Raw genomic sequence first — 26260 nt, forward strand, 5'->3', positions numbered from 1 at the left:
AAACGTTCTTGTTATTTTTGAAGTTTTTCTTTTAAATACTCGCAAATATTTTCTATTTCTACTATTTCCTCCGAAGATGTCTTCATATTTCTAACTTTGCAAACACCCTTTTCAATCTCATCATCGCCAATAATTATAGAAAACTCGCAGCCAATCTTATCAGCATATTTCATCTGAGATTTTAAGCTTCTTCCCATCTCTTCAACTACGGTTGAAATTCCTTCAAACCTAAGCATCCTTGCAATCTCAAAAGCTTTTTTGATACCATTTTCCCCTATTGTTGCCACAAACACTCTCGGCACCTGCGATCTTGCAGGAAGAAGACCATTTTGCTCAAGCAGCATTAAAAGTCTCTCAACGCCAATTGCAAAACCAATTCCTGGAGTGGAATTTCCTCCTATCTGCTCTATTAAGTTGTCGTACCTTCCACCGCCGCAAATTGCAAGCTCTTTATCAGAGACAGTGGCAACAATCTCAAAAACTGTTTTTGTGTAGTAGTCCAAGCCGCGAACAATATATGGGTCAACCTTGTATGAAACCATAGCTGAATCTAAGTAAGTTTTCACACTTTCAAAATGGCTTTTACAATCATCACAAAGATAATCTATTGGTTTTGGTGCGTCTTTTGCAATCAGCTTGCAATCCTCTTCTTTACAATCCAAAATTCTCATAGGATTTTTGTCAAGCCTTTGGTGGCATGTATGACAGAGCTTTTGAGAATTTGCCGAAAAATACTCTTTTAAATTTTTCACATATTCTTTTCTGCATACAGGACATCCTATGCTGTTGATATTCACAGTAATATTGTCAAGCCCAAGGCTTGCAAAGAAATTGTATGCAAGTGAAATTACCTCTGCATCTGTTACAGGAGAAGAAGAACCAAAATTCTCAATTCCAAACTGGTGAAACTCTCTAAACCTTCCGCCTTGAGTATTTTCATACCTGAAAGCTGAAATAATGTAGTAAAACCTCTGTGGCATCGGACGTGACGCAAAACCATGCTCGATGAACAATCTTGCTGTGGATGCTGTTCCTTCTGGTCTTAAAGTGATGCTCCTTCCACCCTTGTCCAAAAAGGTATACATCTCTTTTTGGACAATATCAGTAGTATCGCCCACACCTCTTTGGAAAAGTTCTGTGTACTCAAATGTAGGAAACCTAACTTCCTGATATCCATAAAGCTTGCAAATCTCTCTGAATTTATTCTCAACATATTGCCACATATAACTTTCTTCTGGTAGCACATCCTTTGTTCCTTTTGGTGCTTGGATTTTCATTTCCTACTCTCTCCTCAAAATAATTAAAAAGATTAAAATTTGCAATATTTAAATTATATATTAATTCAATTTGGGGTTTCAAGTGATGAGACCTAAAAAATAATCAAAATATAGCAATACTTAGATAAAGCTTGCTAACCAAATTCCCACACCAGCTGCAACTATTCCAAAAATGATAGAGACAAATACATAAATAAAAGCCTTCGTGTGTTTTTCTCTCTTTATATACCTTGATGTCTCAATCATAAACGCAGAGTATGTGGTGAATCCGCCAAGAAGACCAGTCATCAGAAAAAGTTTGTATTCACTCGAAAGATGGTTTGTTGACAAATATCCTATTAAAAAGCTCCCTATCACGTTTATAAACAATGTAGCAGCAGGATGGTCTTTATCCATTACCTCTCTAAATATTTTCCCAACTATATATCTCAAGATTGCTCCAATTACCCCACCAACTCCAACAATGAGATAGTTCATGCTGCCTCATACTCCTCTTTTTGCTGTCTTTCTGAAACAGCCCTTGCAAGTTCAAAGCCAAAAATTGAAGCTAAAAGCCCAAGTACAATGGATAAAAGAGGATAGACAATCGCAGCTGTAAATTCTCCTTTCATCAAAAACCTCACAATTTCAAGTACAAATGTAGAAAAGGTTGTAAAGCTGCTTATAAAACCTGTTGTTATCATATGTCTTAAGGCGGTTGAAATCTTTATGTGTTCTACCGTTATCTCTGCAACAAAGCACAAAACAAAACTGCCAACAACGTTTATAAAAAGTGTTGTAAAAGGAAAGCTGCCAAGGCTCAGCTGAGATATAAAAAATCTACAAACAGCACCAAAAAAAGCTCCAATAGCAATTGCAACAACGTTTTTCACGGCCATTGCCTCCTTCAGTAAAATCAAAGTAGTCAGCAGGAAATTAGGCCTATAAAATACAAAAAACTCCTACAGATGTTGCTTTTTTGCAGCATCTGTAGGAGTCATCAGCCCTCATTGGCATTTGTACGGCGGACTCCATCGCCGTTAGTAATATTATATCATCGAACACAGTTGATTTCAATATAGACTTTTTGTGAATTCTCTTTTATGTTATAATAAAACCAGAGTAAAATCAGAAAAGAGAGAGGTAAATCTTTATGCAGAAAATCATTAATATAAACTTACCATTAGAAATCTTTTTAGCTTTGCGAGAAGATGAAAACAAACTTTCAAGTGAAATAAAAAAACTTATAGCTGTCAAATACTTTAAAGAAAAAAGACTGTCCCTTGGTCAAGCAGCAGAACTCGCCGGTATGAGTATTGCAGAATTTATTCAATTACTATCCGAGCAAAATATTTCTGTATTTAACTTTGATTGCTTTGAAGAAATTAAAGAGGATGTAAAAAATGCTTAAGGTAGTTGTTAATTCAACTCCTTTAATTGCGCTAAATGCTGTAAATCAATTATCAATTTTGGAGGCTCTCTACAAGAGGATAATTGTGCCATATGGAGTATATGAAGAAGTATTTTTTAAAGCCCCTACAAACAAGAAAATTGATCTTTCTCTATTCGATTATATCTTAATAGAAAGAGTAAAAAACGCATATGCAAAAGAATTGCTTCAGACTTCCTTGCATAAGGGAGAAATAGAGGTAATTCTATTAGCGCAAGAAATAAATGCAGACTTATGCATCATTGATGATTATTTAGCAAGAAAATATGCCTCTCTATTTGGCCTTAAGGTTACAGGAACTATAGGTGTTTTATTAAGAGCAAAAGAAAATCAACTAATCAAGGAAATTAAACCTATTCTTAACGATTTAATTAAAAATGGAATATATATCAGTCAAGAGCTCTATGAACATATACTAACGCTTGCTAATGAGAATTAAATTTCTACTCTTCTTCCTCAGGTTCAATGTGGATTGTTATATACGAATTTGGCAGAGCAGATTTTATATCATTTTCTATCTGGTTACAGAGGTTGTGAGCGTCAATTAAAGTAGTTGAATTTTCCATTCTAATGTGAACATCAATCTCGCGCCTGTCTCCACTTTTCCTGGTTCTGAGCTTGTGAAAGCTTGTAACCTGGGAGTATTTTCTTATTATATTTTCAATTATCTCAATCTCGCTTTGAGGAAGACTCTTGTCAACAAGGTCACAGAGAGCTTTTTTAGTCAAATCAACAGAAGCTTTTATTATCATCAGGGCAACAATGATAGCAATTATCGGGTCTATAATGTACACATGTGTAAGTTTTATTGCAACAAGCCCTAAGAATACTCCAAATGAGGTAAACACATCTGTGAAAAGATGCCAAGCATCTGCTTCCAAAGCCACAGAATCTGTTTTTTTAGCTATTTTAAAGAGTTTTGAGGATATAAAAAGGTTTACAACGGCTGAGATTAGCATAACCAAAAGCCCTGCTTCTATTTTCTCAACTTCTCCACCCTTTACAATCTTTTTTATTGCCTCATAAATAATCATAGCTGCTGCTAAAAATATTAATATCGCTTCAAATGCACCAGAGACATTTTCAAACTTACCATGACCAAAAGGATGGTCACTGTCTGCTGGTTTTCTTGCCTGTTTGATGGAAAAATATGCAACCAAGCTTGCTAAAAGGTCAATGCCAGAGTGAATTGCCTCTGATATAACAGACACAGAACCCATAATGCTACCTGCAATAAGTTTGAATAAAACCAAGGCTGTATTAGAAAAAACTGACAAAAGTGCTGCACCTTGCTTTTCCATATACTTTCACAAAACTCCTTTCATTATAAGCTTCTTCACAAAAACTATTAAAACAATAAAAAAATCCTGCCAAGACTCATGTTTTGTGTAAAAAACATGGGTCCCGCAGGATTTTTTCATCCCTGCTGCCTGGTACAATTTCCAGGCCCGAAAAGAGCTTTTAAGCGCTCTTTTCTGACCACTTCTTAACAGAAGGTATTAAATTTTTCATGTCACTTGAGCTTTATTTTAACATCAAAGAGGTCTTTTGTAAAGACCTTTTTGGCATCTGAAAAGCTATTTATGGTTGTAAAGAGAAGCTTTTCACAAATAATTTCAACCATGTTAATAGGCAAATCGATAAAGGGTGTCACGTTATATATACATATATCTTTTAGAGGAAGAAAATCAACACAAATCTCAGAAAGAAAAAAGGACTTTTTAAAAAATTCAAAATCTTTTATCACACCCATTTCAGGATAGCACACTATTCCTCTTTTTGACGCATAAGCTGTCTTGGCTATCTCTCTGAATATAAACACCACATCTGCAGTTTCAAACAACTTCTCTTCTTCCCAGCAGTTTATTACAATCGTTCCGAACTCTCCTAAAAGCTCATCAGCTATTTTTGTCTCTTGAAATGAATCAAAGGAAGTATAAAGAATATCTGTATTTTCCGCAAGCTCATATAAAAGTCCATTTTTTTTAGCTTTTTCAAGCCCAACTATTCCTATCTTTCTATTTTTTAAACGTTGACCGTACTTTTTTAATATTTCTCTTACAATATGATATGCAATAAAACAATTAATGTGAATATTTTGTTCATATGTCCAATCAAAGTGTATTACTCTTCCTCTTCTTTGCTGGTCAATAAAATGTTTTATTTTTTTATGTTTTTTTGAAACCTTCTCCATTTTCGGAAATATGAAAAATTCTAATCTCATTTCTATTCCATTAATTAGCCTTATATACTCTTCGAACTTGGGTTGTGAATTTGCAACCAGAAATTTTCTCAAAAATAGAGGAAAAAACTTTGCATATTCTGGAAGAAAAATTCTACTTTCACCTTCTAACACAAAAGTAATAGTATAAATTTTTATCAACCCAAGAAAATATCTTCTACTAATAGAATATTTCTATCCTGGGCTTAAAATCAATCTCTTTTATGAGCTTTTCTATCTCTTCCTGACTCATGTCTTCCAATCTCTTACCCGTCAGAGCGACTAAAATAGCCTCAACAACATTTGTCCCAAAAGATCTTCCGTCAAACTCAGGTGTTGTAGTAACAAGCATCTTTAGCTTTCTTTTCTTAAGCTCTTGAACATCCTCTTTCGTAATGGTATTTGTGATGATTATCTTTCCTTCTAAACTATCTGGCATGTACTTTTGAATGTATTTATAATCTCCCGCGATGATGTCTGCTACTTTAAAATATTTCCAATACTTTTTGAGCTTTTTGGGATTTTCTTCTTTTTTCTCATCATTGGGATACAACATGCTAAATGGTAATTTTATTATCAATGGGACAAGCAAAGCTGCAAGATAGTAAAACGTCTTAAGACTTTTTATCATAAGCGGAATCCCTAAGGCAAATAGGGCATCGCCAAGCAAAAGTTTGCACCCTGCCTCATATAGTCCCTCTGCAAGCTTGTATCTATCAAGCGCACACACAACAAGCGCAGTTTTATCCTTGAAACCTATTATGTTGTTGTCTTGAAGATATTTTATAACCCATTTTTCAAATGTATTTTTAACTCCTGTACCGTCAACAAGAGGAGTTTTTTGAGCAGCATTTTTTATTGGAATAGCCTCTCTTATGACATAATTTTTTCCTCCACCATATAGTACAATGTCAATTCCTCCCATACCAAAGGCGTCTACTTTTCCATCCAAAGACTTTATAATTTCTATTGCCTTTTTTATATCTCCATCTGTCCCAATTCTTTCAATCTCAAAGTCAATACCCATTATTTTAGTCTTTGTTTTGTGATTCCTCTTGCTTGAACCAATGCTGACACTCACTATCCTTTTCATGCAAAAAACATCTCCTTTTCCTTCTTGCTACTTCACAATAGAATCTAAGATTTTTTTCAGCTCTTCAACATCAACTTCAACATCATGTTTGAGCGGGGATTTTCCCAGAGGTATTGTAATGACCTCACAATCAAGAAAAGCTTTGAACCAGTTTAGTCTAAAGTCCGAACCCATGGCAATTACAATGTCAAACATTTTAAAATTATTTATATATTCACCCATGATGTTCAAAAGCTGAGCAGCAGAAAGGGAGTTTATAAAACTATTTCTCTCCTCTTCTGTCATTAAAAGATAGTAGTTTATTCCGTAACTCTTCAATACCTGCTCTACCTCATGCTTGTTTTTTACAGGAAATCCGATTGCAGCAATATTTTTGCCCTTGCGTACTTCTCCAAGTCCTTCAAGCTTTGAGATAAAAGACCTATCTATTTTCAGCTTTTCGGCAACCTCAATCTGCGAAAATCCTTTTTGACGAAGGTCCAATATCTTCTTGACTTCATCCACTATTTTTTGAAGACTTATGACCTTATCACCAACCCTGTAAAAATCCATTTCTTCATCCCACTCAATTTTAGTATTTGTTTTATTTTATATTATCACAAAAGCCTCTTTATGTTAACATTTTTGTGCACACAGTTTTCAAAAAAAATTTTAGCTTAGTAGTTTTTTAATATCCTCTTCAGAAACCTGTGAAAAGTCAACATAAAACTGTCCAACTGCCCAAAATGGCTCACTACTTACAATATAAAAGATACCATCACATTCCTTTTCCAGCTCTTTTAAAGTCGAAGGTGCAATCACCGGTGTTGCAATGTATATTTTTTTAGGATTTAGTTTCAAAAGAAACCTTATGCATGCTTTTGTTGTTGCACCTGTTGCAATTCCATCATCCACTATTATTGCCACTTTGTTTTCCAAGCTTTTATACTTGATAGACCCCCTGTACTCAATAAGCTGGTCCTTCAAGCTTTCTAAGACTCTTTTCTTTTGGTGTTCTATATATTCGTCTCTCATAGAGAAATATTCTACATATTCATTATTTAAAACCATATCCCCATCTATATCCACAGCGGCAATAGCAAACTCTCTGTTAAAAGGTGCACCTATCTTTTTTGCCAACACAATATCCAAAGGGATTTTGAGCCTATCTGCAATTACTTTTGCGACAACCACCCCACCTCTTGGAACTGCAAAAAGTATAACATCTTGTCTTCCTTTAAATGCTTCTAATTTCTCAGCTAACTTTTCTCCAGCATCAACCCTGTCTCTAAAAAGCATTATCAAAACTCTCTCCTTTATTAAAGAACTTTCTCTTTGACCTAAAAAACAAAAAAGGCACCTAAATTTATTTTACCACATTGGTGCCTTCTAAAAATGAGTTTCACTTTGAAATTTATACTCTCTAATTTTCTACAAACCCATTCCATCTCTTCTCTTTCTCTGTCATCAATTAAAACATCTAACCACTTTTTGCCCTCTATTTGGTCAGGAAAATACCCTAATAATTTCTCGCCATTTTCTTTGTATTCCAAGATTACTCCTTCTTCGTCCCAAACCACTACAACATATTCATTCATGTTACCGAAATAATCTTTAAGATTCTCAACAAAAAATTTAACTTTATTGTTTTCTATTAACTCTTTACCCCTTTTCTTTTCAACGTTCATCCAAATACCCCCGCTGCAAAATTAACTTACTGTCTTTTTAATCTATTAATGTAGTTTTTTACATTTGCAAATACACTTTTCTTTGAATTCTTTTTCTCAAATTCTTTTATAACATTATCAAATCTTTTGGACCACTTTTCAATCTCTAAATCTTTCACAATAAAATCTTTTGCCCCTTTTAAAAGAGCTCTTCTTACTACATCCTCCTCACCTTTTGAACTTATGATGATTACTGTTGCACTTTTATCAAATTTCAAAATCTCTTCCATTGCACTTATACCATCAAGTTTTGGCATCTCAATGTCCATTGTAACCACATCAGGCTTAAATCTTTTGTAAAGCTTTACAGCCTCAACACCATCCTTTGCCTCTGCAATTATTTTACCATTGAGCTTTTCTTCTATGAACCTTCTTATCACCTTTCTCCACATTGGAGAATCATCGACAATAAGAAAGGTCACCTTTTTCATTACTTAACCTCTCTCATCACAAGTTTTATTTCATCTATATGTGTGCAATGCTTTTTTCCAGAATCTGAACACCTTCATTGTAGATATTCTCTAACACCCCAACAATTTCTTGAATACCTGCAAAGTGTTGTTTTACCTGGTCTGATAACTGATTTTGATAATGTAGCACAGAGCTAATTAGTCTGTGAACAGATTCAAATTCATCGGTTATTTCATTAGTTCTATTTTTCAGCTCTTCCAATTTACTTACAAAAGTATTAATACGGATACTGTTTGTATTAATATCCTCAACAATATTTGAAATGGTCTTGTTAACTTCTTTCAAACTCTGTTTGCCACTGTCTGCAAGTTTTCTCATCTCGGATGCCAACAAACTAAACGCCATAGAATCTTTCACTTTATTAGCTTCAATCTGCGCATTTAATGAAATGAAAGAAATCTCCTTTACAATATCGCTAATAATCTGCGTTACTTTGCTCATATTTTCAATATGCACCGAAAGATTAACAACATTTTCTAATAACTCTTGCATTTGACCCAAAAGGATATTTATATCCTCTACAGACTTTGAAACCTGAACTCGACCATTTCTTATATCATCTTCAACTTTATTTGACCGTTGAGTCATGTCTTCTAAATTCTTTACCAGGACCTCATTTATCTCATCCACTACTACCTTAAATGCTTCCGCAAGCTCCTTAACTGAGTCAAATATAGTATGCAACTGTTCTTTAAACTCACTGTTGTGACTATCTAACATTCTTCTACTTTCCTCTATTTCTTTTTGTAGGTACTGGTTTTCAGATTTAAGCTTAGATATCTCATTCTTAAACTGTTTTTCTATCAAGTCAAGCTTACTTTTATATACATTAACAAATTCCTTAGGTATTCCCTTTTTTACTTTCCCCGAACTCACAAATTCAATAATTTTTTTTATTTCATTGGACTTTTTCACAAGTAACAATTTTTCAGCAATTATTATCATTAGCATTATTGCAAAGAGAAGATATGTATACAATTCCATTTAAATCAACTCCATACTATTTTTTGACCTTTCTATCAATTTCCTAATATCTATTATTTGTATAAACTCACCATTTCTTTCTACTATTCCTTTCAAAATCTCTCCTGATGAAATTGAAGAAACATTTAATTCTTTTTTTATCTCCTCAGGAAGCACACTCACAACTTCTCTTACATTATCAACGTACAGCCCAAATGTCAATTCATCATTGCCAATTATTAGAACTTTGTGATTATTACTTTCACTCTTTTCAACTCCCAGTAGTTTCCCAAAATCAACTATTGTTACAACATCTCCTCTCAGATTCATAAGCCCCATTACATGTTCAGGTGCAAACGGTATTGTGGTTACATCTGTTGGCCTCACTATCTCCCTGACAAACTCTACTTCAATTCCATAAGTAACATCTCCATATTCAAATGAAACAATCATTTGGTAAGAATCTTCATCAATACGTTGGTCATCATCATTTATTCTGAAGTTTGTAAATCCATCATTTTTATCATCTTCTTGATTTCTTGCAAATTCAGGTTCGTTCGATGTTTGAAAATCATCATTATTTTTTATTCTTCCTTGAATAGCTGTATCTGATGAATGTTTTGAACTGTCTATTCTCTTCAATTGTGCTATGTATGAGGTATAATCAATACAGCTTTGTTCATTATTCTCCAAATTATCTGCCAACTTTCGAATTATATCTATTCCCTCAAAAATAGCATTTATAACATCACTGGAAGGATATATCTCATAGTTTCTCATCTTGTCCAATAAGCTCTCCATTTCATGAGAAACGTTGATTATATCCTGCAGACCTAAAAAGTTTGCGCCTCCTTTTATTGAATGAATTTCACGGAATATAAAATTTAGTGTTTCATAGTTAGCTGGATCTTTCTCAAGTTGCAGGAGAGCATCTTGAGCATTCTCAAGATGCTCGTATGTTTCAACAATAAAATCTTTTTTAAGCTCTTCAAGTTCTGCTGCACTGAACAATTGGTCAGTCATTACAATCCCACCTCTGTTAGCTTCTCATTTCTATCCCCAAAAATTTTTGAACATGTGAAATCAATTCCTCGCTTGTCACAGGTTTTTTCAGGTAGAGATTTGCACCCGCTTCCAACGCTTTTTGCTCTTCTGATGGATTTGTTGTTAGCATAATAACTGGTATTCTCTTATACATCGGGTTTTTCCTTATTTCTCTGGTAAGCTGCAGACCGTCCATCTTTGGCATATTGAGGTCTGTAATAACAAGGTCAATCTTCTCGCTTAAAAGTATTTCCAATGCAGCAACACCATCTAATGCTTCTTTTACCTCAAACCCTTTTTTCACAAGTGTTGTTGTTACAATTTTCTTTACAACCGGCGAATCATCAACAACTAAAATTTTCGGCATATCTTTTCGTACCCTCCATTATTCTTTATTTTTACATGGGTTTTCTGAAAGCTATGTTGTTGTCAAAATAAACAATTTCAAAAGCTTTTGTGATTCTTAGGATACTCTCTGAATGTCCTAAAAAGATATAACCACCCGGATTTAATGCATCATAAAAATATTCTACAACCTTTTTTCTTGACTCTTCGTCAAAGTAAATCAAAACATTTCTACAAAATATCACATCATAATTTCTCATAAGCCTCATCTTACTCTCATCATAAAGATTCAAGTACCTAAAAGTCACCAGCTTCTTTATCTCATCTTTGAGCTTGTACATTTTATCTACAGGGCTGTACTCAAAATATTTAAGTTTTATATACTCTGGAACATCTTTCAAAGACCGTGGCATGTAAATAGCATCTTGCGCAAGCCTTAAAACCCTTTCTGAAATATCAGTTCCAAGTATCTCAATGTCCCAGTCATCAAAATATTCAAGCCTTTCTTTCAAAATTATTGCAATAGTGTAAGGTTCTTCCCCTGTTGAACATCCTGCACTCCAAATTTTTAACCTAAAATCACCTTTGCTTGCTTTTCTATTCAAAAGTTCAGGCAAAACATCTTTCGAAAACATGTCAAGTTGCGGAATGTCTCTGAAAAAATATGTTTCATTTGTTGTAATCAATTCCAATAATTTGTTAAGAGCATTTCTGTCAGTCTCAATTCTTTTTAAATACTCCCAAAAATCTGTTATCGCTAAATTATCCATTGCTATTTTCAATCTTTTTTGAATATAGCTTTTTTTATCATCGGAAAAGTACAATCCTGTAGTTTTGTATATAAAATCTCTTATAATATACCACTCTTGATTATTTAAGACAATTTCTGTTAGCATTTTGCTCCTCCTTAGCCTCCAAGCAGGTCCTGAGCTTCAATAGAAATCTCTATATTAGGATGGTCAGCCAAATACTCTAACTGTAATCTAAATGGTTCTTTATCACTAATTTTTCTTACAAGTTGTAAAAGCTTGAGAATATGAACATCAGATAAATACTCATTTGCAAGCTCATCTTTAATTAGAGCCACAACCCTTGCATCGTCAGGTCTTAGTTCAACCATACATTCAAGCATCAAAAGTCTTAAGTCATCGCTTTTGACATTGAAATATTCTTCATAAATTCTATCAAATAACTCCTTCAAGTTTAGTTCTATCACAGTTTTTAAGACCTCTGGTAAAAGCTCATCTTCTTTTATCATCTCTGGCAACACATCTGCTGCCTCCTTGATACCATTGTATCTCATAATCTTCAACCCGCTAAGCTTTAAGATATTATCATCACCTTTGAATATCTCTCTCATATATTCAACCAGTTTTGACTTATTAAAATATTTAAACACTCTAACTAATTCTCTTTTCTCTAAAGTATTCGATGCATAATAGAGTTTTATAGCGCTTAGAATAACTGTTTCATCAAACACCCTACTCTTTATAAACCTTACAAAATCCTTATCTTCTATGCTACCCATATAGTTAAAAATCTCAAATTTTTGTGTATCAGAACCATATATCAAAATGGTTTTTATTTCATCAAAAAAGCTTGTATTTGATAAAACTTTTTCAAGTTTTTGTTTATCTGACTTTATATAAATCGAATATATGGTATCTAAAACCTTTATCCTCAGCTGTGTTGAAAGCTTTAAATAAAGATTTACTGCATCCTCCACATTCTCAAGGGTACCATTTTCTTTCACCATGTCAAAAATACTGTCAAAGATGATATCCTCAATCTCCCATGGCAGATTTAAAACCTCTGAAATTAGTTCTCTATTGTTCACTTTTTTTATGCTCTCAATTATTGTCCACTGTACCCACAGATGAGCAGAAGGTAAAAACTCAATTACCTTTTTGAGAGCTTCAACATCCCCAATATTGCCAAGTGCCTCAATGGCCCCCTGTACTACATTTACATCATCATCTGATAACCTTTTCAGTAAAGTATCAACTGCTTCTTTGTTTTTAAGAGCACCTAAAATATCCACTACAAATTTCCTAACATTTTTATCTGGATTTTCTGCCTCTTTGATTATTGCGTGAATATTATCATTACCTATTTTACTTAAAACCTCAAAAGCAAAAACCCTAACCCTTGCTTCTTCATGGTCTAAAAGCCTCAATAATTTTTCAACAGTATAACTGCCACCTATTTGTTTTAAAGCTTCTGTAATGTGCTCCTCAATCATTTTATTGTTTGTTTTTATAAAAAGATCTATTAATCTATCAACAATTTCAGGTTCCTTAAACTTTGGCGCATTCTCAATAGCTTCTTTTTGTAATAGATAGTCATCTGAATTTAGCATTTCAATTATTTCCATAGCTGAATTCATCTTCTGTGCCCCACTCCTTTTAGTTTTAATTAGACCATCTGAATAACTCTTTCAATTAGCTGTTCTGGTTCAAGCAAAAGTACAACCTTCCCATCACCTAAGATTGTTGAACCAACAACTCCTTTTACATTCCCGACAAACTGATCTAAAGGCTTTACAACCACATCATATTCGCCCATCAGCCTGTCCACGATTATTCCTACTTTGCTTTCTCTATATTTTACTATTATTCCAAAATAGTAACTTCTATCATCTTCACTTTTCTGATATCCAAGTATTTCCTGAAGACTGAAAAATGGTACTATTTCACCTTTAATACTGCATACCTTTTTACCAGTTATAGACTTTATTGAATCTTTTCTTATCTTTACTGTCTCAACCACTTTTTCAAGCGGAAGCAGATACAATTTATCCCCAGCTAAAACCAGCAATGTCTTTATTATTGCAACAGTGAGAGGAATTATCATCAAAAAGCTTGTACCTTTATCTTTTTCTGTTTTAACCTTTATCTCTCCTTTTAGCTCACTTAAATTCTTTTTCACAACATCCATTCCAACGCCTCTGCCTGCCACATCATTAATCTTATCAGCAGTAGAAAAACCTGGTAAGAAAATAAACTCTATTATTTCATCATCTGACATTCTCTCAATCTCATCCTTTGTCACTATACCTTTTAGCAAAGCTTTTTCTTTTACTTTGTCAATGTCAATACCTTTGCCATCATCTTCAACATTTACGTAGATATTCTCACCTTCTGCATATGCTTCTATCAAAATCCTTCCCTGAGGTCTTTTTCCCTTAGCAATTCTTTCTTCAGGCTTTTCAATTCCATGATTTACACAATTTCTCACCAAGTGAACAAGTGGGTCGGTTATCTTTTCAAGTATAATCTTGTCTATTTCTGTTTCTTCACCTTTTATGATAAGTTCAACCTCTTTCCCTTCTTTTTGAGCAACCTCTCGAACAATTCGCGGAAGCTTTCTCAGAACATTTTTTATAGGCAAAAGCCTCAAACTTGTTATTCCTTCCTGAATATCAAATGATATTCTTTCAAGTCGTAAAATTCCTTTTTCAAGATTTGAAATTAAGTTACTAAGCGTTTTATCTTTTATGTTTGTTTCTTTGAATGCATTTAATATCTGATTCAATTGAGATTTACAGGTAATAAGTTCGCCAGCAAGATTTGTAAGATTATTGAGCTTGTTTATATCTATTCGCACTGAATCAATTCTTTTAATATCAATTTCTTTAAGATTCTTAATTCCATCCTCAAAAGTCCCCGTCTGATCACTCTCAGACTGGTTTACAATTTTGTCCACTTCTTCTGTTTCTGTTACCTCTAAATCCTCTTTTATTAGTTTTTGTATAAAGAAAATTTCCACTACATCCTCAGTTTTACAGATATCCTCTACATCCTGCCGTAATGCATTTATTTCAATGTCGCCTTCAATAAAAAATAGATATTCATTTACTTCTTCACTAACATGTTCCTGCTCTACATCCGGAATTGTTAAAAAAATATTGTATTTTTTTTTAAGAGCTTTATATATCTTTGCCATAGATGGAGATTTAAACTCAGCTTCTGGCTTTAATAAAAACTCTATTTTGTATATCTTTTTCCCCTCATCTAAAAGTTCCATAAGAAACTTCTTTTCTTCATAATTCATCTTTTCAACCCTGCCCTTAAAAATCTTTCTCATGAAAATATAGAATTTATAGCCCCTGCAATACTTGTGCAAGGCAAAATCAAATCAGCTATCCCCTGATCAATTACAGCTTTTGGCATTCCAAATATAATAGCAGTGGAATGATCCTCAGCTATTATAAAACCACCAAGTTTTTTGATAAATGCAAATGCTTTTGCACCATCATTGCCCATTCCTGTCAGCATTATTGCAACAAGTCTGTCTTTATAATGATTGGCAAGTAAAAACCCAACATAATCAACAGAAGGCTTGTATATCAAATCATTTGGACCATCAACTATATTTATTACAGTTCTGCCACCAGAGATTATTAGTTCCATTTGCTTGCCACCTGGTGCAATGTAGACTGTATTAGGTTTTACAAATTCACCCTTTTCAGCTTCCTTTATAAAAAGCGAACTTCTTTCTGAAAGGGTTGAAGCAAGTTGTCGTGTAAAGTTTGGTGGCATATGCTGAACAATAAATATTGGTACACCTATATCACTTTTAATATAGGGTATTATCTCACCAAGAGTTTTTGGTCCACCTGTTGAAACACCAATAAATATAGCATTTGGCTTTACTAATGGTTTTTTTGAAACTGAAATAATTTTAGTAGTGTTCAAAGAATCTACTTTTTTGCCAAAGACATTCGCTTTTGCTGCATTTAATACTTTTTTAATAATCTCATTTTCTATACTTTCAAGCTCGCTTGAGTAGGCAGAAGGCTTTGGAATAAAATCCACCGCACCAAGACTCAAAGCTTTTAATGTGACTTCAGCACCTTTTTGGGTAAGCGTTGATATCATCACAACAGGTGTTGGACATGTTTGCATTATTGCTTTCAGAGCCTCAAGACCGTTTAATACAGGCATTTCAACATCCATTGTGACAACGTCTGGGCGAAGGGAGGCAACCTTTTCGATTGCCTCCTGCCCATTTGTTGCATAATCTATAACCTTTATAAAAGGACTTTTTTGAAGTATTTTTATTAAAACCCTTCTCATCAAAGGGGAATCTTCTGCTACTAACACTCTTACCATCTTTGAATTTCTACTCTCCCGTGTGGTTTAGTAAAAGTTTATTGTGTATTTGTGTTCAAAAGTTCCTCTTTTAACTCCTCAATTTGAATTACCTCATTTGATGTTAATATCTTTGACATGTCAAGAAGAATTATTATCCTACCATTAATTTGACCAACACCTTGTAAGTACTCAGTGTTGATTCCCCTTATAACAGGTGGTGGGGGAGTTATAGCATCATTTGGAAGTCTTAAAACCTCCGTAACTTCATCAACAATTCCGCCTATTGTCATATTGTCAAGGTTTATGACAAGGATTCTTGTTTGTCTTGTTCTTTCTGTCTCTGGAAGTCCAAATTTTTTTCGCATATCAATTATAGGCAGTATTTCTCCCCGCAGACTTATTATCCCTTCAACAAAAGATGGTACTTGTGGTATTTTGGTAATGGTGGTTGTTCTGATAATCTCTTTGACCTGCATTATATCAACACCGTACTCTTCATCCCCAAGCTTGAAAATAACAAGCTGCTTTTCATCAGTGAGTTCATCTTCTTCTTCAAAATCTTCAGCTATATCTGCTTTTAACAATTTTTTTCTTTCTTCTTCAATCATATTACTCAATCCTCCTCTTTTAAACTAACCCCGCTTAAATATTTTTAAGCTCTTCAGCAAGATTAGCAAGTTCCTGGGCTGCCTGAGCAATCTGAGATATTGCTTTTAGCTGTTCTTGTGCCTGGGTTGCTGCACTTTGAGCTGATTGTGATGCTTCTTCTGCTCCTCTTGCTATCTGCATGGTTCCTGCTGCAATCTGGGTTAAAGCTGCTTCTGCATCCTGTGCCATCTTAAGTAGCTGCCCGCCTTCAGCTAAAACTTTTTCAGTTGCAATCCTAACTCTTTCAAGCGAAATGGTAATTTTTTGTGCTTTTTCGTTTTCCTGTGTAGATGTCTTTACTGCATTTTCTACATCCTCATACACAATTCTTACTTGGTCGCTAATATTTCTCACCATTTCTTTGATGTTTCCAATAGCTTCACTTGACTGCTGAGCAAGCTGCTTTATATCTCCTGCAACAACTGCAAATCCCTTTCCATACTTGCCGGAACGGGCCGCTTCAATTGAACCATTGAGTGACAGCAAGTCCACTTTTGTTGTAACATTTGAGATTGTATCAATTATCTTTTCAATGTTTCTAATTCTTTTCTCAAGTACTCTCACACTTTCCAATGACTGTTTGTTCTTTTCAACCGAGTGGGCAACACCCTCAATCAATCCTTCTACGTCTTTCCTGTTCTTTTCTAAAATTTCTTGAAGCTCTTTTGACAACTTTGTAGCATTTTCTAATCTATCAACTATGTCTTTTTGCATGTTTTTAAGATTCTCTGTTGCCCTTTGGGATTCTTCACATGCAGCTGCTTGTTCTTCAGAAGCTTGCATTATTTGTTCAAGCGCTGAAGAAATCTGATAACTTGCCTTGTGTGACTCTTCTACCATAGCAGCAAGCTCAGAAGACGCTGCAGCAAGTTCTTCTGCATTTTTCTGAGTTACACTTGTAGATTTTAACTCATCTGCCATTTCAGCAAGCATAGTTATTGCATTGTTAATCTCGTTCAATGCTTTTGTCTGTTCAATTAACGATGCATTTGACTCTTCAGTTGCAGCTGCAGTTTCCTCAGCAGCTGCTGCAATCTGCTGGCTTCCACCCCTGACCTCGCTTGATGCATTCATCATGTTCCTTGACAAAACCCTTATTTCCTTCATGGCTTCGACAATTGTATTTATAGCATCCTCTATTTTCTTCAAATCCTCAGTAACACCTTTTGCCTTTTCAGCTTCCCCTCTGACAAGTGTTCCAACGCTTCTTATGTCTTCCGCTACAACATTTACATCTTTTTGAATATCCTCTATGATGTTTTGAATCTCTATAGCAGCTTTATTTGTTATCTCTGCTAAGCTTCTTACCTCATCTGCAACAACTGCAAAACCACGACCATGTTTTCCTGCCCTTGCAGCTTCAATCGCAGCATTGAGTGCAAGCAAATTTGTCTGGTCAGCGACCTCCATTACAGCTTGGGCAGTATTTTTAATTTCATTTGCCTGTCTTTCAAGTTGTAAAACATTCTCTGCAGACTCAACAGAACTTTGAGCAGATATTTCAATTCCTCTTATGACTTCTTCTATCTCATCTGAAATACTCTGAATAAGCGTCTGAAGGTTTGCAATAGAGTTTGAAAGTTCAACTGCTTTTTCATCTGAAACCTTTGCAACCTTTTCAATCTCCTGAATAGCTTTTAAAGATTCATTAGCAGCTTTTGATGCTTCCTGAGCCGATGCCGCAATCTCTTGCACTGCAACCTGAAGTTCATTTACATTACGTGTTGCCTGGGCTACAGCCGCCTGAGTTTCAGCTGATGCTGCAGCCAGCCTCTCGATTATTGTGTTTTTCTTCAGCTCATCTCTTCTTTCTTTTCTCTTAGTTGAGTCAAAAATACTGGTACTGTAAGATTGGCTCTGAGAAACATCTTGAATTTGGTTTGATGCAGCAGGTTGAGCGCCTGCTTTCAAAGGATTTCTCGGTGTTTGTAATTTTGAAAGTTCCATTCTTCTACCTCCCCTTTATTTTTGAATATATAATACCACAATGTTGTGGTTTTGTAACTTTTTTTTTTTTTTTTTTTTTTTTTAATAAATTTTATTTATGTTATACAAATATATTCAATCCATAACCACAATAATATTGGCATTGTATACGTTAATACCAATTAATCCAACTAAAACAGAAATATTTAAAAATAATTTGCAATTTAATTATCAAGTTATCTTTACTGATAAAAATACCACCAAAAATAAGTAGGTGTAAATGAGACCTACAAAATTTTTGGATTAAAAATCAATCAATATCACTCTTGCAGGTGCACCGTCGCAGTCTTTTAGTTTTAGTGGCAGTGCTGCATACCTGTATTTCCCTTCACAAACCTGTGAAAGATCCAATCCTTCAATAACCACTACACCATTTGACAGCAGACTCTTGTGTACAGCAAAATCATTTGAAGCAAATTCTTCTATTGAAAGATAATCTATTCCTACAACTTTAACCTCTCTTTCTATGAGAAACTCGGCTGCTTCCAAAGTCAAATAAACATACTTTTCATAGAACTCTGAACTCCTTTTAAGATACTGAGAATTTTTGGTCTTGAAAAATATCCTATCACCATACTCTATATTCTTGCTTTCAAGAAACTCTCTGGTTATCTTATTATCTTCATATACCTCGAAAACCTTGACTTCTCCAATCAGGTATTCCAAAGGAATCTGGTCAACTGTTTTACCATCCTTTATAAAATGAGATGGTGCGTCAATGTGCGTCCCTGTGTGGGATGAAAGTATTAATTTGCTTACGTTTGCCACATCTCCACTTTCAATACTATAAACCCTTGATATCTGCGGTTTTGGATCACCGGGAAAATAAACCATATTATTTGAAATTGGAATACTGACATCTATAATCCTCAATTTCAAACCCTCCTTTAAACTTAACATTTTCAAAAATAAGAATAATAAAAAGGGGCTTTTGCTTAAAAGCCCCTTTTGCTGACAAACATTTTAAACTTATATTTGGTATTTTGCTTTTTCTTCCCTGATTAGATTAATTACAACTTCTATTGCTTTCTCAATTTCAACTTCAAAAGATTCTTTTGTTCTTCTATTTCTAATCTCAAGCTTTCCTTCTGATATTTTCTTTCCAACAGTAACTCTAAACGGAATCCCTATCAAATCTGCATCCTTGAACTTAACACCTGCTCTTTCATCTCTGTCATCAATCAAAACCTCAACTCCATTTCTCTGAAGGTTTTCATAAATCTCAAATGCAATTCTATTTTGATTTTCATCTTTTACATTTACAGGCACAATAATTACCTCATACGGTGCAACTGTAATTGGCCAAATTATACCATCTTCATCGTGCATCTGTTCAATGATAGCTGCAGCTGTCCTGTTGATACCAATACCATAACATCCCATTATCATGAGCTTCTTTTCGCCTTTTTCATCTGTGTACACGCAGTTAAATGCCTGTGTATATTTAGTGCCAAGCTTAAATATATGTCCAACCTCAATTCCTCTCTCAATTGTCACCTTCTGAGAGCAACATTTTGGACAAAGGTCATCTTGGGTTATATTCCTGAGGTCTGCAAATTTTGTTACTTTAAAATCTGAAAGATTAACATTCTTTATATGATAATCTGTCTTATTTGCACCTACCACAAAGTTTTTGAGATATTTTACTTCATTGTCTGCATACACATTTATCGAAAGACCAATTGGACCGGCAAATCCCACCTTTGCACCTGTAATTTTCTCTACATCCTCTGCCGATGCAAGTTCAAGGTCTGTAGCTTTTAAAAGATTTTTTAGCTTTGTCTCATTTACCTCTCTATCTCCCCTTACCAGCACTGCAACAAACTTGTTATCTGCCTTGTAAATCATTGTTTTTACAAACCTTGTACTGTCGATGCCAAGAAAACTCACAAGCTCCTCAATTGTTCTCACATTTGGAGTGTAGACTTCCTGTTTTTCTTTAAGCTCCTCATTGTTTTCAATAGGCTCATCCAAACACTCTGCCTTTTCCAAGTTTGCAGCATATCCGCACGCTTTGCAATATGCAATCTCTGCCTCACCAACAGAAGATGGAACCATAAACTCGTGTGAGCTTGCTCCGCCCATTGCACCTGTATCTGCCTCGACAATCTTTACATCAAGCCCACATCTTTTGAATATTCTCACATATGCATCATACATCTTCTTATATGATATGTCCAAGCCTTTCTCATCAACATCAAATGAATAAGCATCCTTCATTGTAAACTCTCTGCAACGCATAACGCCAAACCGCGGTCTTCTCTCATCACGAAACTTTGTTTGGATTTGATACAAAATTTTAGGAAGGTCCCTGTAAGATGAAATCTCGTTTCTGACTATATAAGTAAATGCTTCTTCGTGAGTGGGACCCAAACAGTATTCCCTTTCATTTCTATCTTTTACCCTAAACATCTCAGGGCCAAATACAGCCCACCTACCCGACTCTTCCCAAAGTTCTTTTGGCATAAGAGCTGACATATGAACCTCTTGTGCACCGCTTTTATCCATCTCTTCTCTTACAATGTTTTCTATCTTTCTTAAAACTCTGTAACCAAGCGGAAGATAAACATAAATGCCAGAGGAAAGCTGTCTCATAAAACCAGACCTTAGCATAAGCTTGTGTGATTCTATCTCTGCATCAGAAGGTGTCTCTTTCAAAGTTGGCATAAAAAGCTCTGAAACTTTCATCTTCCTTTGTTACTACCCCTTTCTAAACCTTAGTTTTTTAGCATATAAAAAGTTTTTCAATAATCTTTTTTCTCATCGCTCTTTCTAAATCCCAGTGGCGAAGAGGTTTTGTCTCTGTCACAATCCTGAGCGTATATTCTATCCAGTTCGTGTCCACAATACCAACAATCTGCGGTGGTGTTACAATATCATCTTTAAACTCCTCCTCAATCTCTTTAAAAACCTCTTGTAGCTTCAAAGACACCTCATCAAAGTTCATTTTTGTATTGAGCTTAACATCCACAATCGCCTTTGAGTTATGCCTCGACCAATTCGTAATAGCACCTATTGAACCGTTTGGTATAATATGGATTGAGCCGTTGTAGTCCTGGATTTTTATTGTCTTTATCCCCATTTCTTTTACAGTACCACTTCTCCCATCGATGGTGACATAGTCACCGACAGACAGCTGGTCTTCTATAATTAAAAAAAGACCTGCTATGACATCTTTAATCAAACTCTGTGCACCAAAACCTATTGCAAGTCCACCTATCCCTGCAACAGCCAAGATTGTCTTGATTGAAACGTTAAAGTTTTCAAGAATGAGCACAATCACTAAAAAGTATATAGAGTATTTTATAATACTTTTGAAAAGTGCTGCAAGAGTATCTATTCTTTTTTGATTTATAGGAAATACAGAACTTCTCTGTTTTTTCTTCCATTTTTCAAGCGTTCTATTAGAAACTTTCAAAAATAAAAAACCAATAATTAGGATGAACACAGAGTATATGATTTTGCCACTGTATTTCAAAATCATATCAGATATTTTCCCAATACTCAAATACATCACCCTCCCAAAAACTTCTCAAAAAGCCTTTTCTGAAAAAGGTCGTCTTTTGCCATAAGCTCGGGATGCCATTGCACACCTACAAAAAAATTTCTGTCTTTCTTCGAAATTGCCTCTACAATGCCATCCATTGATACTGCCTCAATTTCAAATCCAGGTGCTACTTCTTCTATTGCTTGATGGTGAAAAGAGTTTACTAAAATCTTTCGGCCCCCAAAGATGCAAGCAAATAACCCTCCAACAACCTCTACAGTATGATATCCATATATACCATCAAGATTCTGGTAATGAGACATAGAGGATTTTCTCTCTATGTCCTGTATCAAAGTCCCACCAAACGCAACGTTCATAACCTGCACTCCTCTGCAAATTGCCAAAACTCTTCTGCTCATCTCATATGAAATTTTCATTGCCTCAAGCTCTATTCTATCTCTCAAAAGATTGATTTTTCTTATTCCTACTTGAGGTTCTCTGCCATAAAATTTAGGGTGAACATCTTCACCTCCGCAAAAAAGAACATACTCACACATCTGTATGTACTCTCTTAAAAGATCAGTTGATAAAACACTTATAGGGAAAATTATGGGTTTTGCATTTAGCATTAAAAGTATTTCTATGTACTCATTCATAACATAAAGTTTTCTATTCTCTGTATCAAACCCGCCAAATATAAGAACCTTCATTGGACTTACCTTATTCACTTTGAGTTCTTCAATTTCCATTCTATGATTCTCTTTGCCACTTCTTTAATAGGCATCTGGTGGTCCATGCTGAGCTTTTGAAGTTTTTTCATTGCACTTTCCTCATCAAGCTTTAGCTCCTTCATCAAAATCCCTTTTGCCCTTTCAACAAGCTTTCTTGTCTCCAAATCATCCTGAAGCTTCCTTACTTGTTCTTCTAACTTTCTTAATTTCATCCAATTTTTTGCAATAGTCTCAACAAAAGATATGAACGCCCATTTATTAAATGGACTGTATAAAAAAATATTGAACTCATCGTCTTCTAAGATTACGCTTTCTATATTAGACCTTTGTGCCTGGTTTGCCAAGATGACAACAGGACATATTCTGTCATTTTTTAAAATATCTATCATCTCCACCATACTGCCAACACTAAATCCATACTCCATAATAACAATATCTGGTTTTAATGCTCTTATCTTTCTCAGACAATCTGCAAAGTCCGAAGCAGTGTCAGCAATGGTATAGCCATTTTCAATGAGAGCATTTTTTACAACAGAAAATAATCTTTGGTTTTTTATAGCCAGAATAACCTTGAACATCTATATTTTTGCCCCTTACCAAGCTTATTTAATAATTTTAACACACTTCTTTTTATTTTTCTATAAAAACATTACTAAACCTTTTTGGGCTAAATTAAGCAGTTTTTCCACTATAGTAGTATCAAACTGACTTCCAGCACACCTTTTCATTTCGTTCAACGCCGCCTGTTTATCAAAAGCTTTTCTATAGGGTCTGTCAGAAGTCATTGCATCATAAGCATCTGCAACAGCTACAATCTTGGCAAGAAGGTCTATCTCTTCATCTTTCAATCCAAACGGATAACCTCTGCCATCCACCCTTTCATGGTGCTGAAGCACAACCTTTTTAATCCTGTCCGTAAACTCTAAATCTTTTAAAATGTTGTAACCTATTAAAGGATGTTTTTGGATTTCTTTATACTCATGCTCATCTAAAGAACCTTTCTTGTTCAGTATATCCTCTTTCACACCAATCTTTCCTATATCATGAAGCAAACACGCAACCTTTAAAATGTTTTTTTCTTCCTCTGAAAGCGAAAGCTCATCAGCAATTTTTAAAGCAATACTTTGCACTCTTTCGCAATGTCCTTTCGTATGCACATCTTTGTACTCAATCGCTTTGGACAAGCATAAGATTGTTTCATAGAAGAACTTTTCAATTTCTTGATTTTTCTTTTCAAGTTCTGCCTTTGATTTATTTAATTCTTCAATTGTGTCTTTCAGTCTTTCGTTCATGTAAGTGCTTTTCTCATACAAATCTTCTATTTCTGATTTCTGTTTTTTGAGATTTGAATAATAAATGGCATTTTTTATGGCTATAGTAATAAAATTGCACAGGCTGATATAATATTCAACATCTTCGCTTGAAGTGCTTTTGCATTCAATGCCATAAAAACAAATACCTTCACATCTCTCTTCTGAAACAATCGGAATAGCTACTTTTACCAAGTTATTATTTATTATTTTGAAAGCAATATTAATATCCTCTTTTGCTCTGCTCAGAAGAAGATGTTCATGAATATCTTTTTGCCCAAACTGACCCAAGATTTTGAATTTTTTATCATCACCATCATGATAAATGCTTATACGAGAAAATCTCAAACTTCCATGGCTATACTCACCTATAACCTCAACTATATTTTCTACATTCGAAAGACTAATAATCTTAGTTGAGAGTTCAAAAAAATTTTTAAACCATTCATTTTTTTCTCTTAAGTCCCTTTCTGTTTCAATTAATCTTTTTACAATATTTGTCATTTCTTTGTTCAGTCGAATACTATCAATGTAGTTCTTTTCAATACTATCTTTTTCCTCTTTTAGCTTTTTAATTATGACTTTTTGTTTTTTCTCAAATACTCTATATCTTTTCAATATACTGCCATATCTGAGAATATAAAATACTGTAAAAAATACCACTGCAAGGAACAGTGTTACAATTTTAAGATATTCAATGACAGGTTTTTGAATATGTATGAAAATCTCAGCAACCTGAACTGCCAGTGGAAAACATATTAAAAAGAAGAGAAAAAACTCAAAAATCCTCATCCATAAATTCTTTTGTAGTTTCAATCTTCAGTCCCCCTGTCAAAAAAGTCACACACCTTATTATTTCGACAAAAGGTACAAAAATCCTTTAAACAAAATGACAAAAAAAGAGAGCCGAACACGGCTCTCTTATGCGTTAAATAAATCTTTTACTCTTGGATATATACTATTATAAAGTTTATAAGTCCTTCTATATACTTCAAATAAGTCTTTATTTGGATTACAGCTTTCAACCTTCTGAATCATAACATCGCAGGCTTCTTCGACCTTATTATACTCTCCGGCACCAACTGCTGCCAGAATAGCCGCGCCAAATGCAGGTCCTTCTTTGGAATTCAGTGTCCATACATCCATCTCAAATATGTCTGCCTGCATCTGTTTCCACAGCTTGCTCTTTGCACCACCACCTGAAACTCTGACTTCTTTTACCTCAATACCCATCTCATTCAAAATATCAAGACAGTTTTTAAGCGAAAATACAACACCTTCCATAACAGCCCTAATAAATTCCCTTCTTGTGTGTTTTGCAGTTATTCCAAAGAAAATACCTTTTGCGTACGGGTCCAAAATGGGTGTTCTTTCGCCCATCAAGTATGGCAAGAAAACAAGCCCATCTGACCCTGGATTTGCAAGTTCTGCCTCCTGGTCCATCAAAATGTATGGGTCTTTGTCAATAAACTCAAACGCAGCCTTTTCAATGTGAGCAAAGTTGTCTCTAAACCACTTGAGAGAAAGCCCGGCACCTTGAGTTACACCCATCACATGCCATTTTCCCGGCACTGCATGACAAAATGTATGAACCCTTCCCTGTGGGTCAATCTTAAACTCGTCAAGATGGGCAAAAACAACACCAGACGAACCTATTGTAGAAGAAATCACACCCGTCTTTACTATGCCATTTCCAACAGCACCTGCTGCTTGGTCCCCTCCACCTGCAACAACAAGCGTCCCTTCACAAAGACCTGTAATCTCACTTGCTTGCCTGCTCACTTTTCCAGTAACCTCTGGTGACTCATAGACTTTTCCAAGAAGATCTTTGTCTATCTCAAGCTTTTCAAGAACTTCATCAGACCAGCATCTGTTTTTAATGTCCAAAAGCTGCATGCCAGATGCATCTGATACATCTGTTGCAAACTCGCCTGTGAGTTTAAATCTTATATAGTCCTTTGGAAGCAAAATCTTGTAAACCTTTTCATAATTTTGGGGTTCATTGTTTTTTACCCACAAAATCTTTGACGCTGTAAAACCTGTCAGTGCAGGGTTTGCTGTTATTTCAATAAGTCTTTCCTTGCCAACTTTTTGTGTAATCTCATCACATTCTTTTGCCGTTCTCTGGTCACACCAGATTATTGATGGTCTTATGACATTGTAGTTTTTGTCAAGCATAACAAGCCCGTGCATCTGCCCAGTAAGTCCTACAGCTTTGACTTCTTTTGGGTCTACTTTTGACTTTTCAAGTACAGCTTTAATTCCTTTTACGCTTGCATCCCACCAGTCTTCAGGGTTTTGCTCAGCCCATCCAATCTGAGGCTGATAAAGAGGATACTCAAAAGTTGCTGTTGCCAAAATGTTGCCTTTTGAATCAGTTAAAATAGTTTTTGTACCAGATGTTCCAACATCAATTCCAATAAAATACATTCAAAACACCTTCCTTTCTTGAA

The 26260-nt window shown here is 34.8% G+C and carries 28 protein-coding genes and 1 riboswitch; of the genes, 2 read left to right on the forward strand and 26 right to left on the reverse strand.

From position 1 onward, the window contains the following. Positions 1–11: 11 nt before the first annotated feature. The 3 genes from hisS to crcB (CALKRO_RS10325) form a co-directional block, all read right to left on the reverse strand. Entirely contained in the window at positions 12–1277 is a 1266-nt protein-coding gene (gene hisS / locus CALKRO_RS10315) for a histidine--tRNA ligase (RefSeq protein WP_013430955.1), read from the reverse strand. A gap of 120 nt (positions 1278–1397) precedes the next feature. Further along, entirely contained in the window at positions 1398–1754 is a 357-nt protein-coding gene (gene crcB, locus CALKRO_RS10320) for a fluoride efflux transporter CrcB (RefSeq protein WP_013430956.1), read from the reverse strand. Next, positions 1751–2149 carry a fluoride efflux transporter CrcB gene (crcB, locus tag CALKRO_RS10325; protein ID WP_013430957.1) on the reverse strand — a complete coding sequence of 133 codons (399 nt, stop codon included), beginning with the start codon at positions 2147–2149 and terminating at the stop codon, positions 1751–1753. The genes crcB (CALKRO_RS10320) and crcB (CALKRO_RS10325) overlap by 4 nt, the downstream gene beginning before the upstream one ends. Positions 2150–2240: 91 nt before the next feature. Next, positions 2241–2304: riboswitch (Fluoride riboswitch) on the reverse strand. Between the two features lie 105 nt (positions 2305–2409). On the opposite strand from crcB (CALKRO_RS10325), the gene CALKRO_RS10330 reads away from it, so the two are divergent. Beyond that, on the forward strand, positions 2410–2667 hold the full coding sequence (locus CALKRO_RS10330) for a UPF0175 family protein (protein WP_013430958.1): 258 nt from the start codon (positions 2410–2412) through the stop codon (positions 2665–2667). Next, the gene (locus tag CALKRO_RS10335) at positions 2660–3145 is read left to right on the forward strand and encodes a DUF3368 domain-containing protein (RefSeq protein ID WP_013430959.1); all 486 of its coding nucleotides are present in this window, start codon (positions 2660–2662) and stop codon (positions 3143–3145) included. Before CALKRO_RS10330 ends, CALKRO_RS10335 begins: the two co-directional genes overlap by 8 nt. A 4-nt stretch (positions 3146–3149) precedes the next feature. On the opposite strand, the gene CALKRO_RS10340 is transcribed toward CALKRO_RS10335, so the two are convergent. The 23 genes from CALKRO_RS10340 to xylB all read right to left on the reverse strand — a co-directional run bounded on the left by CALKRO_RS10340 (position 3150) and on the right by xylB (position 26237). Then, positions 3150–4007 (reverse strand): cation diffusion facilitator family transporter, encoded by an 858-nt coding sequence (locus tag CALKRO_RS10340; RefSeq protein ID WP_013430960.1) that lies wholly within the window; start codon positions 4005–4007, stop codon positions 3150–3152. 212 nt (positions 4008–4219) lie between these two features. Then, positions 4220–5089 carry a hypothetical protein gene (locus CALKRO_RS10345; protein ID WP_013430961.1) on the reverse strand — a complete coding sequence of 290 codons (870 nt, stop codon included), beginning with the start codon at positions 5087–5089 and terminating at the stop codon, positions 4220–4222. Between the two features lie 19 nt (positions 5090–5108). Continuing rightward, complete coding sequence (locus CALKRO_RS10350; protein WP_013430962.1) at positions 5109–6020, reverse strand: hypothetical protein; 912 nt, start codon at positions 6018–6020, stop codon at positions 5109–5111. A 27-nt stretch (positions 6021–6047) separates the two neighbouring features. Beyond that, positions 6048–6572: a helix-turn-helix domain-containing protein gene (locus tag CALKRO_RS10355; RefSeq protein ID WP_013430963.1), complete on the reverse strand. Its 525-nt coding sequence runs from the start codon at positions 6570–6572 to the stop codon at positions 6048–6050. 99 nt (positions 6573–6671) lie between these two features. Next, positions 6672–7298 (reverse strand): phosphoribosyltransferase, encoded by a 627-nt coding sequence (locus CALKRO_RS10360; protein ID WP_013430964.1) that lies wholly within the window; start codon positions 7296–7298, stop codon positions 6672–6674. A gap of 41 nt (positions 7299–7339) precedes the next feature. Continuing rightward, positions 7340–7687: a PAS domain-containing protein gene (locus CALKRO_RS10365; RefSeq protein ID WP_013430965.1), complete on the reverse strand. Its 348-nt coding sequence runs from the start codon at positions 7685–7687 to the stop codon at positions 7340–7342. A 26-nt stretch (positions 7688–7713) separates the two neighbouring features. Further along, positions 7714–8157, reverse strand: coding sequence for a response regulator (locus tag CALKRO_RS10370; protein ID WP_013430966.1), 444 nt, complete (start codon positions 8155–8157; stop codon positions 7714–7716). Between the two features lie 34 nt (positions 8158–8191). Next, complete coding sequence (locus CALKRO_RS10375) at positions 8192–9181, reverse strand: methyl-accepting chemotaxis protein (protein ID WP_013430967.1); 990 nt, start codon at positions 9179–9181, stop codon at positions 8192–8194. After that, a complete protein-coding gene (locus tag CALKRO_RS10380) occupies positions 9182–10183 on the reverse strand; it encodes a chemotaxis protein CheW (RefSeq protein WP_013430968.1) in 1002 nt (333 codons plus the stop codon). Positions 10184–10199: 16 nt separating this feature from the next. Further along, on the reverse strand, positions 10200–10571 hold the full coding sequence (locus CALKRO_RS10385; RefSeq protein ID WP_013430969.1) for a response regulator: 372 nt from the start codon (positions 10569–10571) through the stop codon (positions 10200–10202). Positions 10572–10602: 31 nt separating this feature from the next. Further along, the gene (locus CALKRO_RS10390) at positions 10603–11445 is read right to left on the reverse strand and encodes a CheR family methyltransferase (RefSeq protein WP_013430970.1); all 843 of its coding nucleotides are present in this window, start codon (positions 11443–11445) and stop codon (positions 10603–10605) included. Positions 11446–11456: 11 nt separating this feature from the next. After that, positions 11457–12935, reverse strand: coding sequence for a HEAT repeat domain-containing protein (locus CALKRO_RS10395; RefSeq protein WP_013430971.1), 1479 nt, complete (start codon positions 12933–12935; stop codon positions 11457–11459). Between the two features lie 29 nt (positions 12936–12964). After that, entirely contained in the window at positions 12965–14602 is a 1638-nt protein-coding gene (locus CALKRO_RS10400) for a chemotaxis protein CheA (protein ID WP_237699072.1), read from the reverse strand. A gap of 29 nt (positions 14603–14631) precedes the next feature. Then, positions 14632–15663 (reverse strand): protein-glutamate methylesterase/protein-glutamine glutaminase, encoded by a 1032-nt coding sequence (locus CALKRO_RS10405; RefSeq protein WP_013430973.1) that lies wholly within the window; start codon positions 15661–15663, stop codon positions 14632–14634. A 38-nt stretch (positions 15664–15701) separates the two neighbouring features. Further along, positions 15702–16253, reverse strand: coding sequence for a chemotaxis protein CheW (locus CALKRO_RS10410; protein ID WP_013430974.1), 552 nt, complete (start codon positions 16251–16253; stop codon positions 15702–15704). 34 nt (positions 16254–16287) lie between these two features. Beyond that, positions 16288–18240, reverse strand: a complete 1953-nt coding sequence (locus tag CALKRO_RS10415) for a methyl-accepting chemotaxis protein (protein WP_013430975.1) — start codon at positions 18238–18240, stop codon at positions 16288–16290. A gap of 282 nt (positions 18241–18522) precedes the next feature. Then, positions 18523–19152, reverse strand: a complete 630-nt coding sequence (locus CALKRO_RS10420) for a cyclase family protein (protein ID WP_013430976.1) — start codon at positions 19150–19152, stop codon at positions 18523–18525. A gap of 96 nt (positions 19153–19248) precedes the next feature. Continuing rightward, a complete protein-coding gene (locus CALKRO_RS10425) occupies positions 19249–20967 on the reverse strand; it encodes a proline--tRNA ligase (RefSeq protein WP_013430977.1) in 1719 nt (572 codons plus the stop codon). A gap of 37 nt (positions 20968–21004) precedes the next feature. Then, the gene (locus CALKRO_RS10430; RefSeq protein ID WP_041741726.1) at positions 21005–21793 is read right to left on the reverse strand and encodes a mechanosensitive ion channel family protein; all 789 of its coding nucleotides are present in this window, start codon (positions 21791–21793) and stop codon (positions 21005–21007) included. Further along, entirely contained in the window at positions 21793–22515 is a 723-nt protein-coding gene (locus tag CALKRO_RS10435) for a gamma-glutamyl-gamma-aminobutyrate hydrolase family protein (protein WP_013430979.1), read from the reverse strand. Before CALKRO_RS10435 ends, CALKRO_RS10430 begins: the two co-directional genes overlap by 1 nt. Further along, on the reverse strand, positions 22491–23075 hold the full coding sequence (locus CALKRO_RS10440; RefSeq protein ID WP_013430980.1) for an ANTAR domain-containing response regulator: 585 nt from the start codon (positions 23073–23075) through the stop codon (positions 22491–22493). Before CALKRO_RS10440 ends, CALKRO_RS10435 begins: the two co-directional genes overlap by 25 nt. 60 nt (positions 23076–23135) lie before the next feature. Next, positions 23136–24623: an HD-GYP domain-containing protein gene (locus CALKRO_RS10445; RefSeq protein ID WP_013430981.1), complete on the reverse strand. Its 1488-nt coding sequence runs from the start codon at positions 24621–24623 to the stop codon at positions 23136–23138. A gap of 105 nt (positions 24624–24728) precedes the next feature. Beyond that, positions 24729–26237 (reverse strand): xylulokinase, encoded by a 1509-nt coding sequence (gene xylB, locus CALKRO_RS10450; RefSeq protein WP_013430982.1) that lies wholly within the window; start codon positions 26235–26237, stop codon positions 24729–24731. Positions 26238–26260 lie beyond the last annotated feature (23 nt).

Source organism: Caldicellulosiruptor kronotskyensis 2002 (assembly GCF_000166775.1).
Classification (GTDB): Bacteria; Bacillota; Thermoanaerobacteria; order Caldicellulosiruptorales; family Caldicellulosiruptoraceae; genus Caldicellulosiruptor; species Caldicellulosiruptor kronotskyensis.